We start from the raw sequence: 13,998 nt of genomic DNA on the forward strand, positions 1-13,998 counted from the left end.
TGTGCTAATGGATCACTCCGACAGCTCCAGTCGCTGCGCTCCCTACGCTGTCTCCGTGATCTTGCGCTTCACCCACGGCATCATGTCGCGCAGTTTCGCGCCGATCTTCTCGATGGGGTGCGCCTTCTGGTCCTCGCGCAGCTTGTTGAACTGCTCGTAGGACTTGGACTCCGCGACCCATTCCTTGGCGAAGGAACCGTCCTGGATCTCACCGAGGACGCGGCGCATCTCGGCGCGGGTCTCGTCGGTGATGATGCGCGGGCCCCGGGTGACGCCGCCGTATTCGGCGGTGTCCGACACCGAGTACCACATATTGGACAGTCCGCCCTCGTTGACCATGTCGACGATGAGCTTGAGTTCGTGCAGCACCTCGAAGTAGGCCGCCTCCGGCTGGTAACCGGCTTCCACGAGGGTGTCGAAACCCGCGCGCATCAGTTCGGTGACACCACCGCACAGCACGACCTGCTCGCCGAACAGGTCGGTCTCGGTCTCCTCGGTGAACGTGGTGGTCAGCACTCCGGCGCGGGTGCCGCCGATGGCCTTGGCGTAGGACAGTGCCAGCGCCTGGGCGCCGCCGGTGGCGTCCTGCTCGACCGCGATGAGGCAGGGAACGCCCTTGCCCTCGTTGAACTGGCGGCGCACCACGTGGCCGGGGCCCTTGGGGGCCACCATGGCGACGTCCACTCCGGCCGGTGGCTGGATCAGGTCGTAGCGGATGTTGAAGCCGTGACCGAACATGATCGCGTCGCCCTGCTTCAGGTTGGGCTCGATGTCGGTCTTGTAGACGTCGGCCTGCACGGTGTCGGGAACCAGCACCATGATCACGTCGGCCCAGGCGGCGACCTCGGCGGGAGTGCCGACGGCGAGGCCCTCCTCCTCGGCCTTGGAACGCGACTTCGAGCTCTCCTTCAAGCCGATGCGCACGTCCACACCGGAGTCACGCAGGCTCAGGGCGTGGGCGTGGCCCTGACTGCCGTAGCCAAGGATCGCGACCTTGCGCTGCGAGATGATGGACAGGTCGGCGTCGTCGTCGTAGAAAACCTCAGCGGCCATGTGCTCTTCATTCTCCTTATTGGTTGGATCGGCTGCGTGCCATCGATGTCATGGACTTCGCGCCCCGGCCCAGACCCACCAGTCCGGACTGCGCGAGTTCGGCGATGCCGAACGGTTCGATCACCTGCAACAGGGCCTCGATCTTGCCAGCCGAGCCGGTGGCCTCGATGGTCACGGTCTCAGGCGTGACGTCGACGACCTTGGCCCGGAACAGCCCGGCCGCCTCCACCACCTGCGAGCGCGACACCGCGTCGGCGCGCACCTTGACCAACAGCAGCTGCCGTTGCACCGAGGACTCGGACTCGAGTTCGACGATCTTGAGCACGTTGATGAGTTTGTTGAGCTGCTTGGTGACCTGCTCCAGCGGATGGTCGGACTCGTCGACCACAATGGTGATACGCGAGACGCCGGGATGTTCGGTCTCCCCGACCGCGAGCGAGTCGATGTTGAAGTTGCGGCGCGAGAACAGCGCGGTGACCCGGGACAGGACGCCGGGCTTGTTCTCCACCAGCACCGACAGGGTTCGTGTGCGCATCAGCATTCACCCTCTTCGAAGATCGGCCGCACGTCGCGGGCCGCCAGGATCTCGTCGTTGCTGACTCCGGCCGGGACCATCGGCCACACCATGGCGTCGGCGCCGACGATGAAGTCGATGACCACCGGACGGTCGTTGATCTCCATCGCCTTGTTGATGGTGGCGTCCACGTCGGCGTGGGTCTCGCAGCGCAGCCCCACGCAGCCCAGCGCCTCGGCCAGCTTGACGAAGTCGGGGACCCGTTTGTGGGTGCCCAGGTTGGTGTTGGAGTAGCGCTGGTTGTAGAACAGCGTCTGCCACTGCCGCACCATGCCCAGGTTGCCGTTGTTGATGACGGCCACCTTGATCGGGATGCCCTCCAGTGCGCAGGTCGCCAGTTCCTGGTTGGTCATCTGGAAACAGCCGTCGCCGTCGATGGCCCACACCGTGGAGTCGGGTTTGCCGAACTTGGCGCCCATCGCGGCCGGGACCGCGTAACCCATCGTGCCCAGGCCGCCGGAGTTGAGGAAGCTGTAGGGCAGGTCGTACTTGATGAACTGCGAGGCCCACATCTGGTGCTGGCCGACACCGGTGGCGTAGATCGCCTCGGGTCCGGCGATCGCGCCGATGCGTTCGATGACGTGCTGCGGTTCCAGCGTGTCGTCGGTGTGCTTCTCGTAGCCCAGCGGGTAACGCTCGCGCAGGCCGTTGAGCTCCGACCACCATTCGTCCATACGGGACGCGTCGGCGGCCGGGTCGTAGGCGTCGGTCAGCTGCGTGATCGCGGCCTTGGCGTCACCGACGATGGGAACGTCGGCGTGCCGGTTCTTGCCGATCTCGGCCGGGTCGATGTCCACATGCACCACTTGGGCGTCGGGGGCGAAGGTGTCGATGCGGCCGGTCACCCGGTCGTCGAACCGGGCGCCCAGCGCCACGATCAGGTCGGAGCGCTGCAACGCGAACACCGCCGGGACGGTGCCGTGCATGCCCGGCATGCCCACGTGCTGCGGGTGCGAGTCGGGGAAGGCGCCGCGCGCCATCAGCGTCGTCACCACCGGCGCCCCGCAGGTCTCGGCGAAGCGTTTGAGTTCGGCGCAGGCCTCGGCTTTCAGCACCCCGCCGCCGACGTACAGCACCGGTCGGCGGGCGGCGGCGATCAGCTCGGCCGCCTGCCGGATCTGCTTGCCGTGCGGCTGCGTCGTGGGCTTGTAGCCCGGCAACTGCACCGCCGGCGGCCACTCGTACGGGGCGCTGGCCTGCAACAGGTCCTTGGGGATGTCCACCAGGACCGGGCCCGGGCGGCCGGTGCGGGCGATGTGGAACGCCTCGGCCAGCACCCGGGGAATGTCCTCCACCGACTCGACCAGGTAGCCGTGTTTGGTGACCGGCATGGTCACGCCGTGGATGTCGGCCTCCTGGAAGGCGTCGCTGCCGATCAGGGCGCTGGGCACCTGACCGGTGATCGCCACCATCGGCACCGAGTCCATATAGGCGTCGGCCAGCGGGGTGACGAGGTTGGTGGCGCCGGGTCCGGATGTGGCCATGCACACTCCGACCTTTCCGGTGGCCTGGGCGTAGCCGGTGGCCGCGTGCCCGGCGCCCTGCTCGTGGCGCACCAGGACGTGCCGGACCCGGGTGGAGTCCATCATCGGGTCATAGGCCGGGAGAATCGCGCCGCCGGGAATACCGAATACGACCTCGACGTCGAGTTCTTCGAGTGAACGCACGAGCGCCTGCGCGCCGGTGAGGTTGGGAGGGGCAACCCGGCTCGTTCGAGGAGGCCGGGGTTTGGCTATCACTGGTGAATTATCCATTTCCCATGTATCCGGTTCGGCTTGTCGATGTCGGTAGTCCGGCGCGCCTTGTGGGCGAATGCCGGGGGTTCTCTTGTCTTTTGGGCAAAAAGAATCGCCCGCGTGCAAGACGCACGGGGCGAGCGCACCGTCGGGTGACGACGATGCGCTAGGTAAGTACTACGACAGCCCCGAGCGCGCGGAGGTCATCCGCCGTCGGGTTGGTAATTCGCTGCTGTGGCACCCGGTAAGAATGCCCGATCGTCCCAGCAATTGTCAACGACATCCCGTCATACGGGACACGTGGCGTACCTGAATCTTCACTAAGTGACGTCGGTCTCGGCCGACCTTCGACGAACGCCGGATTCGGGCACCCCTGACTTTCGTCCAGTACGGGCTTGGACTTTGGTGACGAATCCGCCTGAGTCCATTGTCGACTCTGGTTTCGCCTGGCAGTGTCGGGCCCATGAGAACCCCCTCACGCAAATGGACGGTCGCGGCCGCGGCCGTCGTCGCCCTCACCGCCGGGACCCTGGTGTCCTGGCAGGCCAACGCCGAACCCGACGCGGCGGCCCTGGACTGGAAACCCTGTTCGGAGGACGGGAAGGTCGACTGCGCCACCGTCGCCGTCCCGCTCGACTGGTCCGACCCGAACGGCGAGACCATCGACATAGGACTCGCACGTCGTAGGGCCACCAACCCCGACGAGCGGATCGGCTCGATCCTCATGGACCCGGGCGGACCCGGCGGTTCCGGCGTCCAGCTGGTCAAGGACGGCGGCGTGTTCACCGGCGCCGTCGACGAACGCTTCGACACCATCGGCTTCGACCCGCGCGGCGTGAACACCAGCACCCAGGTCAAGTGCGACCCCGAACTCACCCAGACCGCCCGCGCGGCGATGGACCCGCGAACCCCCAAGGAGTACGAGCGGACCGTCGAGCTGTCGGGCGAACTGGCCGCCGACTGCCGGGAGAAGACTGGCCCGCTGTACGACCACGTCTCCAATCTGGACGTCGTGAAGGACATGGAGGCGATCCGGGTCGCGCTGGGCGAGGGCAAGCTGAACTTCGTCGGCTACTCGTACGGAACCCTTATGGGACAGCAGTACGCGGAGGCGTACCCGGACAAGATCCGGGCCATGGTCATGGACGGCAACATGGACCACAGCATCACCTCCACGTACAAGCACATGGCCACCCAGGTCAAGGCGGCCGAGGACATCTTCGTCGAGTTCGCCGACTGGTGCGACACCGACGCGAAGTGCGCCCTCAACGGGATGGACACCCGCAAGGTCTACGGCGAGCTGCGGGACAAGGCCAAGGCGGGCGAGCTGACCGATCCGTCCACTGGCGACAAGATCGACTTCAACACCTTCTCCAGCTTCATACCCCGCAACGCGCGGCCCAACAACTGGGCGGGGTTGGCCGACAACCTCAAGGCGCTGTACGAGGGCAAGGGCAAGGTGGCCAAGACCATGGTGAAGGCCGAGCCGATCAACCTGCCGGTGCAGGCCATGTGGTGCCAGGACTGGGATCTGCCCGTGGGCGGTTTCGGTGAGTGGACCAAGTTGCGCAAGAAGCTAGCCAAGAAGTACCCCAACACCCAGTGGACGTCCAATCTGGACAACTCGCTGATGTGCGAGGGCTACCCCGGCGAGACCACCAACCCGCAAGAGCGGCTTGACATCGACGACGCCCCGCCGCTGGTGATGCTGGGCAACCTCCACGACCCGGCGACGGTGTACTCGTGGTCGAAGGCCGCCGCGAAGCAGAGCGGCGCCTCGCTGATCACCTACGAGGGGTTCGGGCACACGATTTACGCCTACGGCCGTAAGAGCGAGTGTGTCAACGACGCCGTGGACGACTACCTGATCGATCTGAAGGTGCCGCAGGACGGACTGCGCTGCCCAGCGCTGGAGAAGCCCGGGGCGAGCGGGAAGACCTTGGACGCGCCGTTCGACGACAGTCTCGACTACAACTGACCAACCGCTGGAAGCAACGCGGCCGAGGCGCCTTTGGCGCCTCGGCCGCGTTGGCGCGGGCCGAGCCACAGCTTCAGCTGGGCCCGGCCGCGAGCGCTCACGATTCGATGGCCAGCGGTTGGGCCTGGTGGAGGCGGATGTCATCGCGCAGCATGGCGTCGATCTTGGCGACGGCCATCGGGCGGGCCAGCAGATAGCCCTGGACCATGGCGCAACCGGCCTGCTTGACGACGTCCAACTGGGTTTCGGTCTCGACGCCCTCGGCGATCACCGCCAGGCCCAGCCGTTCGCCGAGGCGGACCACGACGTCGGCCAGCGGGGCGGCGCCCTCGTCGCTGCCGGCGACCAGGTCGCGGTCGATCTTGAGGATGTCGACAGGCAGCCGGTGCAGCTGGCCCAGCGAGGAGTAGCCCGCGCCGAAGTCGTCCAGCGCGATGCGCACGCCGGTGCCGCGCAGCGCGCCGAGCTGGGCCACCAGGATGTCCATGTCCTGGGCGACGTCGTGTTCGGTGACCTCGACGACCAGCCGCGACGGCGGCACGCCCTTGGACAGCAGTGCCTGGGCCAGGTCGGTGGCGAACAGCCGCGAGTGCAGCTGCCTCGGCGACAGGTTGATCGACACCCAGGCCGGATGTCCCCCGGCCTTCCAGACCGCGAGCCGTTCGGCGACCTGCCCCAGCGTCCAGGTCGCCAGGTCGGACGACAGGCCCGCGTCCTCCACGACCGGGATGAACTCGCCGGGCGAGACCGCGCCCAGGGTGGGGTGCTGCCAGCGCAGCAGGGCCTCGGCGCCCACGACCCGGCGGTGCGGCAGCGAGATCACCGGCTGGTACTCGAGGTAGAGCTCGCCCCGGTTGATGGCGCCGTGCAGTTCGTGTTCCAGGACGTTGCGGCGCCGCACCCGTTTCTCGAACAGTTCGTCGTAGGCCTCGATCTGGTTCTTGCCCTGCTGTTTGGCCGAACGCAGCGCCAGGTCGGCGTTGCGCAGCAGCGCCTGCACGTCGTCGGCGGTGGCGCAACCGGCCAGGCCGATGCTGGACGACAGGAACACCGAGGCGTGCCCGTCGAAACGGTAGGGCTCGGCCAGAACCGCCAGCAGCCGTTCGGCGATCTCGTAGCCGCGTTCGGGCGGGCACCACAGCAGGACCGCGAACTCGTCACCGCCGAGCCGGGCGGCGACATCGGTGGGGCGCAGGCTTTCCCGCAGCCGCTTGGCGACCTCGACGAGCACGGCGTCGCCGATGTCGTGGCCGCGGGTGTCGTTGACGTTCTTGAAGCCGTCCAGGTCGACGGCCAGCAGCGTGCACGGCATCGAGCCGCCCGCCACGTCCGACTCCAGGGTCCGCAGCAGCGCCCGGCGGTTGGACAGCGTCGTGAGTGGATCGGTGAAGGCGAGTTTGGCCAGTTCGCGTTCCAGGGCGCGGCGTTCCCCGACGTCGCGGGTGCGGATGACCAGTCCGTCGACCTTCGGGTTGTCGCGCTGGTCGGCCACGATGGACTCGGTGTCGCGCCATTCGCCGTCGGCGTCCTTGATGCGGGCGTCGATGCGGATGCGTTGCCCCGGTTCGCCCGCGACCAGCGTCGTCAGTTGCCGCTCCACGGTGGCGGCGTCGTCGGGGTGCACCATGTCGGTGAACGGGACGCCGTTGATGCGGGTGGGGTCGGCGTGGCAGCGCCACGGTGCCGAGGCGGCCTGGAACCGCATCCGGCCGTCGAAGTCCACGACGGTGGTGATATCGGAGGAACCGGACACTATGGACCGGTAGTAGGCCTCGCGGTCGGACAGCACCCGCGCGTAGCGACGCACGTCGATGCGCGCCAGCACCTGCCGCACCGACAGCACCCCCACGACCGCCATGGCCGTGATGATCGCGTCCGGGCCCAGCGGCCCGACGACGTAACCGTGGTACAGGGCCGTCGCCGAGGCGCCCACCGCGGGCACCAGCGTCACGGCCACGTCCACGCGCGGCAGCGGCACCGCCGTGGCCGGTCCGGGGAAGCGGCGGGCCAGCCAGGCCGCGCCCGCCGACACCAGGCAGCCCGCGCCCCACACGAGCACCAGCATCCGGCACTGCCAGATCGACAGTTCGCCGACGCTGGCCAGCACGACTCCCACGTGCGCGGCGGCCACGACGCTCAGGCTGCCCACCAGCAACAGGTAGCGGCGCCGGTGCGCGGTCGCCCGGATCACCGCCACAACACCGATACCGGCCATCGCGGTGGCCGCGACCGCCGGTATGAGCACCAGGTAGTACTGCTCCAGCACTCGCTCGGCGGTGGCGGGCGGCATCAGCATCCAGTGGCTGAACAGGACGCAACCGGCGATGAACAGGCCGTCCAGCCCGCGCCGCACCCGGGCGGCCGGGGTCGCGGTGTCGTCGGGGACCCGCACGAACGCCACCGCGAACAGACTCATGACGATCACGCCGGTGACGGCGATGATCCAGGATTCGTACGCGCGACCGGCGATCACCGCGATGGCCACCCCGGCGGCCTCCAGATACAACGCGACCGCCTGTCGGCGGTACGGGGCACGGTCGACCGCCGTTTTCAGGGGACCGCTGACCCGCCATACCAGTCCGCCCGCCACCGCCGCCGCGACGGCGAGGCAGGCGATCCACAACCCGGCGTGCCGGGAACCGTCAAATATCGCGCGTCCCGCCGCCACTGACAACGACACGGCGAGGACACCGCCGAGAGCCACGGTCAGTAAAAGGTGGGGCGGAACTCGCGTACCTATTCGCACAACCAATAGACTGCCATCACTGACGCGGGTTGCGTACACCTGTCACCGGGAATCTGAGGAATTCACTCTTGTTGGCAGGGTTAGAGAACCTGGCGATACGCGCCGTCACTGGCCGATGTGGTCATGGAGGCGTAGGCGCGCAGCGCGGCCGTCACCGGGCGCTGGCGGTCCACGGGCGTGAACGGGTGGTCGCGCTTCTCCTGCTCCACCCGGCGCCGGGTGAGCTCCTCGTCGGAAACCCGCAGCTCGATGGAGCGGGCCGGGATGTCGATGGCGATCTCGTCGCCGTCGGCCACCAGCCCGATCGGGCCGCCGGAGGCGGCCTCGGGCGAGATGTGACCGATGGACAGTCCCGAGGTGCCGCCGGAGAACCGGCCGTCGGTGATCAGCGCGCAGACGGGACCGAGTCCCTTGCCCTTGAGGAAGGACGTCGGGTGCAGCATCTCCTGCATCCCGGGTCCGCCGCGCGGGCCCTCGTAGCGGATGACCACGACGTCTCCGGCCTGCACCGCCCCGTTGAGGATGCCCGAGACGCAGTCCTCCTGCGACTCGAAGACCCGGGCCGGGCCCGCGAAGACGAGGCTGTTCTCCGGGACGCCCGCGGTCTTGACGACGCAGCCGTCGGGGGCCACGTTGCCGAACAGAACGCACAGGCCGCCGTCGGCGGTGTAGGCGTGCTCCACCGAGTGGATGCAGCCGTCCTTCGCGTCGGTGTCGAGGCTGGACCAGCGGTTCTCGGTCGAGAACGGCTGGGTGGTGCGCACCCCGCCGGGGGCGGCGTGGAACAGTTCCACCGCCTCGGGGGCCGGGTCGGCGGCGCGGATGTCCCACGTGGCCAGCCAGGCGTCGAGCGAGTCGCTGTGGATCGAGCCGACGCCGGTGTGCAGCAGGCCGCCGCGGTGCAGTTCGCCCATGATCGCCGGAATGCCTCCGGCGCGATGTACATCCTCCATGTGGAACTTGGGCGAGTTGGGTGCCACCTTCGCCAGGCACGGCACCCGGCGCGAGACCGCGTCGATGTCGGTCACCGTGTAGTCCAGCTCGGCCTCCCGGGCGGCGGCCAGCAGGTGCAGCACCGTGTTGGTGGAGCCGCCCATGGCCACGTCCAGGGCCACCGCGTTGTCGAAGGCCTCGCGCGACGCGATCGCGCGCGGCAGCACCGACTCGTCCTCGCCGTCGTAGTACCGCTTGGCCAGGTCGACGATCAACGCGCCCGCCCGCGTGAACAGGTCGCGGCGGGCGGCGTGGGTGGCCAGCGTGGAACCGTTGCCCGGCAACGCCAGTCCGATCGCCTCGGTCAGGCAGTTCATCGAGTTGGCGGTGAACATGCCCGAACACGAGCCGCAGGTCGGGCAGGCCGAGCGCTCGATGCCGTCCAGCGTCTCGTCCGAGGTGGCCTCGTCGGCGGAGGCGACCATCGCGTCGACCAGGTCGAGCTTGCGCTGCACCACGCCGTCCACCGACACGGTCTTGCCGGCCTCCATCGGGCCGCCGGACACGAACACGGTCGGGATGTTGAGCCGCAGCGCCGCCAGCAGCATGCCGGGGGTGATCTTGTCGCAGTTGGAGATGCACACCAGCGCGTCGGCGCAGTGGGCGTTGGCCATGTACTCCACCGAGTCGGCGATGAGTTCGCGGCTGGGCAGCGAGTAGAGCATCCCGCCGTGGCCCATGGCGATGCCGTCGTCGACGGCGATGGTGTGGAACTCCTTCGACACTCCCCCGGCGGCCTTGACCGCTTCGGCGACGATGTCGCCCATGTCCTTGAGGTGGACGTGGCCGGGCACGAACTGGGTGTAGCTGTTGGCGATGGCCACGATCGGCTTGCCGAAGTCGTCGTCGGTCATCCCGGTGGCCCGCCACAGGGCGCGGGCTCCGGCCATCGTCCGGCCGTGGGTCGAGGTACGGGAACGCAGAGCTGGCATGTCCTCGAGTCTGCCACCTCTCACATCATGGGACGCGTGGCTCCCATGCTGGGAATTACCGACGTCACGGTCTCAGCGTCCCAGCTTGGCCTTGTGGAAGCCGTACGCGAAGTAGACCACCAGTCCCAGCACCATCCAGCCGATGAACCGCAGCCAGGTCAGGACGCTGAGGTTGACCATCAGCCACAGGCAGGCCAGCACCGCCACGATCGGCAGCACCGGGACCCCGGGAGCCCGGAAGCCGCGTTGCAGGTCGGGCCGTTTGGCCCGCAGCACGATCACGCCGATGGACACCAGCACGAACGCGAACAGGGTGCCGACGTTGACCATCTCCTCCAGCCGGTCGATCGGCAGGAAACCGGCGAGCACCGCCACCAGGATGCCGATGCCGACGGTCAGCCGCACCGGGGTGCCGCGTTTGCCGGTGATGGACCAGCCGCCGGGCAAGAGCCGGTCGCGCGACATGGCGAAGGACACCCGGATCTGGCCGAGCATCAGTACGAGCACCACCGTCGTCAGTCCGGCCAGGGCCCCGAAGGCGATGATGCTGGCCGCCCAGTCCACGCCCAGCGACGTGAAGGCCGTGGCCAGGTTGGCGCGGATCGGTTCGCCGGTCTCGGGGTCGACCTTGGTGGCCAGTTCGGTGTACTTCTGCATGCCGGTCATGACCAGGGCGGTGCCGATGTACAGCACCGTCACGATGGCCAGCGAGCCCAGGATGCCGCGCGGCATGTCGCGCTGCGGGTTGCGGGTCTCCTCGGCGGTGGTGGCGACGATGTCGAAGCCGATGAACGCGAAGAACACGATCGAGGCGCCCGCCAGCACGCCGAACCAGCCGTACTTGGCGCCGACGTCGCCGAGGACGGTGGCGAACAGGGTGGAGTCCAGGCCGCTGACGCCCGCCTCGGCGGGCTGGGAGGGCGGCACGAACGGGACGTAGTTGCTGGGCGTGATGTAGAAGGCGCCCACGACGATGACCAGCAGCACCACGCTGACCTTGATCGCGGTGATGACGGCGGAGACCTTGGCCGACAGGTTGATCCCGGCGGCCAGGACCGTGGTGAGGGCGGCGATGAGCAGCAGCGCGCCCCAGTCGACCGAGACACCCGCGACCACGACGGTGGTGTGCAGTTTCGCGCCCAGTTGGGCGGCGGCCTCGACGAGGTACAGCGACCAGCCCTTGGCGACGGCGCCCGCGGCCACCGAGAACTCCAGTACCAGGTCCCAGCCGATGATCCAGGCGATGAACTCGCCGAACACGGCGTAGGAGTAGGTGTAGGCGCTGCCCGCGACCGGGACGCTGGAGGCGAACTCGGCGTAGCACAGCGCGGCCAGGCCGCAGGCGATCGCGGCGATGATGAAGGCGATGATCACCGCGGGCCCGGCGCGGTCTCCGGCGGTGCTGGCGGCCAGCGTGAACACGCCCGCCCCGATGACGACGGCGACACCGAAGACGGTCAGGTCCCAGGGACCGAGCGTGCGCTTCAGCCGGTGGCCGGGCTCGTCGGTGTCGGCGATCGACTGCTCGATCGTCTTGGTCTGCCACAGCCGTGAACCCGCCACGCGGAAACCTCGCCTTCCAGTGTGGTCATCCGGTAACAAATCCGGAATGCCGGACATGCGGCGATTATGCCGCACGGTCGACGAGGGTAATGGACGATCTTCGATTCCCGCGCGCCACCCGCCGGGCAGCCGCACCTCGACGCCGAGCACCTGGTCAAGCGGACACGGACCGTACTGTTTGGAGTCGACGCTGTGCGGGTGGTCACCCAGCACGACCACGTGCCCGTGCGGGACCACCCCACCGCGCCGCATCGCGGCCGGATACCACTCCCCGGCCACGGCCGCGACCCGCTTCACAAACCGATCCGCCACCGACAGGTCGGTGTCCAGCACGGCGCCCGCGGTCCAGCCGGTGATCTCGTCCGGACGGGCGACCACGACCAGCACCCCGGCCCGCAGCCCCCGCACCCCGCGCCGCATCAACACCCGATCCCCGGGCTCCAGCGCGGGGCTCATGCTGTGCCCCTCCACGGTGACGGCGAACAGATGGCGACGGGCCCACACCGCGCCCGCCCCGACGACACCCGCCGCCGCGATGGCGGCGGCGAGTGTCCAGTGTCGAAGCCGCATGAGGCCGGATGCTACCGCCCGCCCGGCCACAAACCAGGCCGGGCCGCGGCAACGGTCACCCGCGTCACGGCACTCAGCCGAGCCCGAGCCGTGGCGCGGTCAGCTGCGCCAGCGGCACTCGGCCACCAGCCGCCGCCGGAACACGGCCGCCGTCACGGCGCTCGGCAGCGCTGCTCGGACGCCAGCCGCCGACGGCCCCGGCCCGCGTCAGCCAGGCCAGCGGCGGCTCAGCGCTCGGCCAAACGCCCCACGGCACGAGCCGCAGCGCGGCCAGCCGCGCTAGCGGCGGCCGTCGCCCCGGCCCGGGCCAGCGTTAGCTCAGCAGCCAGACGCCGCGCGCCCGGTCGGCCATTGCAGCGGCGCTCAGCAGCCAGCCGTCGGCGGCCCCGGCCTACGCCAGCCGGGCCAGCGGCGGCCCAGCAACCGGTCGGCTGCACCGCTGCTGCTCAGCCTCCCGCTACGGAGGGGAGGATGCGGACCTCGGTGCCGTCGGGGACCTTGGTGTCCACACCCGACAGGGTGCGGCACTCGTCGTCGCCGATGAACACGTTGACGTAGCGCCGCACCTGGCCGCGCTCGTCGCGGACCCGGCGGCCCAGGCGCGGGTGGCGGCTGGCCACCGTGTCCAGGACCGCCCCGAGGGTGGCGTTCGCGTCGACCTCGACGTCGAGGCTCTTGGCCCCCTCGGCCTCGTTGCGCAGCGCTCCGGGGATGTAAACCGTCACGGCCATGGCGGTTCACATCCGGGCGGCGCGCACGCACAGCACGTCCGGCAGGTGCGAGGCGGCCTGGACCCAGTTCTCGGAGTCCTCCGTGGAGACGAAGACGTCGCCGCAGCGGGTGCCGAAGTAGTAGCCGGGCACCTCGGCGGCGTCGGTGGCCGCCGCGTCGCGCAGCACGATGCCGAAGTACGGCTCGGTGGGCAGCCCCTGGCTGACCTCGCGCCAGGTCGAGCCCCCGTCGTCGCTGCGGTGCACCTGGAGCCGGTTGTCCGGCAGGAACCGGTTGGCGTCGGCGTGCACCGGGAAGCTCAGCACCGAGTCGGTGCGGTGCGGGTGGGCGACCATCGCGAAGCCGAAGTCGCACGGCAGCCCCTCCGCGATGGAGTTCCACTTGTGGCCGCCGTCGTCACTGCGGTAGACCCCGCCGTGGTTCTGCAGGTAGAACCGGGACGGGTCGCCCGCGGCGCGCACCGCCTTGTGGACGCACTGCCCGAACTCCGGGTACGGCTCCGGGAAGAAGTCGGCGCGGATGCCCTGGCAGGTCGGGTTCCAGGACGCGCCGCCGTCCTCGGTCTGGTAGAAGCCGCCGGTGGACATCGCCACCGACATCTTCGCCGGGTCGGTCGGGTGCGGCATGATCGTGTGGATCGCCGCGCCGCCGAAGCCCGGGAACCATTCGGTCCGGTGTGGATGGTCCCACAGTCCCCGGTTGAGCTCGAAGGTCACGCCACCGTCGGTGGACTTGAACAGGCTGTGCGGTTCCCCCGAGGCGAACACGACGTCGGGTTCGGGCCCGAACCCGAACTGCCAGGCCCGCGCGAAGGCGGTGTCGGTGTCCTCCGGCAACGCGATCGGCGGCGCGTCGGCCGGTTCGCTCCAGGTCGCCCCGGCGTCGTCGGAATGCCAGACGCTGGGACCGAAATGCGAGCTGTCGGCGCCCACGAACAGGCGCGGGGTGTCGCGACGGGTGTCGATGCCGATGGCGTAGACCCCGGTCTGCACCGTGCTGGCGTCCCCACCCAGCCGGTGCGGCCCCGTGACGTCCCAGTTGACCCGGTCGTCGCTGGTCGCGGTGAACAGCCCTTTCTTGGTACCGATGGCCATGAGGTAACTCATGGTTTCTTCCTCTCG

General features: G+C 69.1%; 10 protein-coding genes and 1 pseudogene. 1 reads left to right on the forward strand and 10 read right to left on the reverse strand.

What is annotated here, in order from left to right; genetic code table 11:
- Positions 1 to 42: 42 nt before the first annotated feature.
- Genes ilvC through SNAS_RS21485 form a run of 3 tightly spaced genes read right to left on the reverse strand, consistent with a single transcriptional unit; the run spans position 43 to position 3,381 of the window.
- Positions 43 to 1,053 carry a ketol-acid reductoisomerase gene (gene ilvC, locus SNAS_RS21475; RefSeq protein ID WP_013019572.1) on the reverse strand — a complete coding sequence of 337 codons (1,011 nt, stop codon included), beginning with the start codon at positions 1,051 to 1,053 and terminating at the stop codon, positions 43 to 45.
- Between the two features lie 16 nt (positions 1,054 to 1,069).
- The gene (gene ilvN, locus SNAS_RS21480) at positions 1,070 to 1,588 is read right to left on the reverse strand and encodes an acetolactate synthase small subunit (RefSeq protein ID WP_013019573.1); all 519 of its coding nucleotides are present in this window, start codon (positions 1,586 to 1,588) and stop codon (positions 1,070 to 1,072) included.
- Positions 1,588 to 3,381 carry an acetolactate synthase large subunit gene (locus SNAS_RS21485; RefSeq protein WP_013019574.1) on the reverse strand — a complete coding sequence of 598 codons (1,794 nt, stop codon included), beginning with the start codon at positions 3,379 to 3,381 and terminating at the stop codon, positions 1,588 to 1,590. Before SNAS_RS21485 ends, ilvN begins: the two co-directional genes overlap by 1 nt.
- Before the next feature lie 445 nt (positions 3,382 to 3,826).
- Here SNAS_RS21485 and SNAS_RS21490 point away from each other — a divergent pair, with 445 nt between their 5' ends.
- Positions 3,827 to 5,341, forward strand: a complete 1,515-nt coding sequence (locus tag SNAS_RS21490) for an alpha/beta hydrolase (protein WP_013019575.1) — start codon at positions 3,827 to 3,829, stop codon at positions 5,339 to 5,341.
- Positions 5,342 to 5,438: 97 nt separating this feature from the next.
- Here SNAS_RS21490 and SNAS_RS33090 read toward each other — a convergent pair whose 3' ends face one another.
- The 7 genes and pseudogenes from SNAS_RS33090 to SNAS_RS21515 all read right to left on the reverse strand — a co-directional run bounded on the left by SNAS_RS33090 (position 5,439) and on the right by SNAS_RS21515 (position 13,983).
- Positions 5,439 to 8,021, reverse strand: coding sequence for a putative bifunctional diguanylate cyclase/phosphodiesterase (locus SNAS_RS33090; protein WP_211207214.1), 2,583 nt, complete (start codon positions 8,019 to 8,021; stop codon positions 5,439 to 5,441).
- A 146-nt stretch (positions 8,022 to 8,167) separates the two neighbouring features.
- The gene (gene ilvD, locus SNAS_RS21500; RefSeq protein WP_013019577.1) at positions 8,168 to 10,012 is read right to left on the reverse strand and encodes a dihydroxy-acid dehydratase; all 1,845 of its coding nucleotides are present in this window, start codon (positions 10,010 to 10,012) and stop codon (positions 8,168 to 8,170) included.
- A 72-nt stretch (positions 10,013 to 10,084) separates the two neighbouring features.
- A complete protein-coding gene (locus tag SNAS_RS21505; protein ID WP_052305305.1) occupies positions 10,085 to 11,575 on the reverse strand; it encodes an amino acid permease in 1,491 nt (496 codons plus the stop codon).
- A gap of 279 nt (positions 11,576 to 11,854) precedes the next feature.
- A pseudogene (locus SNAS_RS37725) lies at positions 11,855 to 12,145 on the reverse strand (S24/S26 family peptidase); the annotation flags it as partial.
- Between the two features lie 73 nt (positions 12,146 to 12,218).
- Positions 12,219 to 12,401 carry a hypothetical protein gene (locus tag SNAS_RS35350; RefSeq protein WP_144300589.1) on the reverse strand — a complete coding sequence of 61 codons (183 nt, stop codon included), beginning with the start codon at positions 12,399 to 12,401 and terminating at the stop codon, positions 12,219 to 12,221.
- 190 nt (positions 12,402 to 12,591) lie between these two features.
- Positions 12,592 to 12,876 carry a ubiquitin-like small modifier protein 1 gene (locus tag SNAS_RS21510; RefSeq protein ID WP_013019579.1) on the reverse strand — a complete coding sequence of 95 codons (285 nt, stop codon included), beginning with the start codon at positions 12,874 to 12,876 and terminating at the stop codon, positions 12,592 to 12,594.
- A gap of 6 nt (positions 12,877 to 12,882) precedes the next feature.
- A complete protein-coding gene (locus SNAS_RS21515; RefSeq protein ID WP_013019580.1) occupies positions 12,883 to 13,983 on the reverse strand; it encodes a WD40/YVTN/BNR-like repeat-containing protein in 1,101 nt (366 codons plus the stop codon).
- Positions 13,984 to 13,998 lie beyond the last annotated feature (15 nt).

The sequence above is a fragment of the Stackebrandtia nassauensis DSM 44728 genome (genome assembly GCF_000024545.1).
GTDB lineage: Bacteria > Actinomycetota > Actinomycetes > Mycobacteriales > Micromonosporaceae > Stackebrandtia > Stackebrandtia nassauensis.

Bases quoted from the DNA above. Each gene is read 5' to 3' on its own strand.
- ilvC (WP_013019572.1), bottom strand. From the start codon at position 1,053: ATGGCCGCTGAGGTTTTCTACGACGACGACGCCGACCTGTCCATCATC.
- ilvN (WP_013019573.1), bottom strand. From the start codon at position 1,588: ATGCGCACACGAACCCTGTCGGTGCTGGTGGAGAACAAGCCCGGCGTC.
- SNAS_RS21485 (WP_013019574.1), bottom strand. From the start codon at position 3,381: ATGGATAATTCACCAGTGATAGCCAAACCCCGGCCTCCTCGAACGAGC.
- SNAS_RS21490 (WP_013019575.1), top strand. From the start codon at position 3,827: ATGAGAACCCCCTCACGCAAATGGACGGTCGCGGCCGCGGCCGTCGTC.
- ilvD (WP_013019577.1), bottom strand. From the start codon at position 10,012: ATGCCAGCTCTGCGTTCCCGTACCTCGACCCACGGCCGGACGATGGCC.
- SNAS_RS21510 (WP_013019579.1), bottom strand. From the start codon at position 12,876: ATGGCCGTGACGGTTTACATCCCCGGAGCGCTGCGCAACGAGGCCGAG.
- SNAS_RS21515 (WP_013019580.1), bottom strand. From the start codon at position 13,983: ATGAGTTACCTCATGGCCATCGGTACCAAGAAAGGGCTGTTCACCGCG.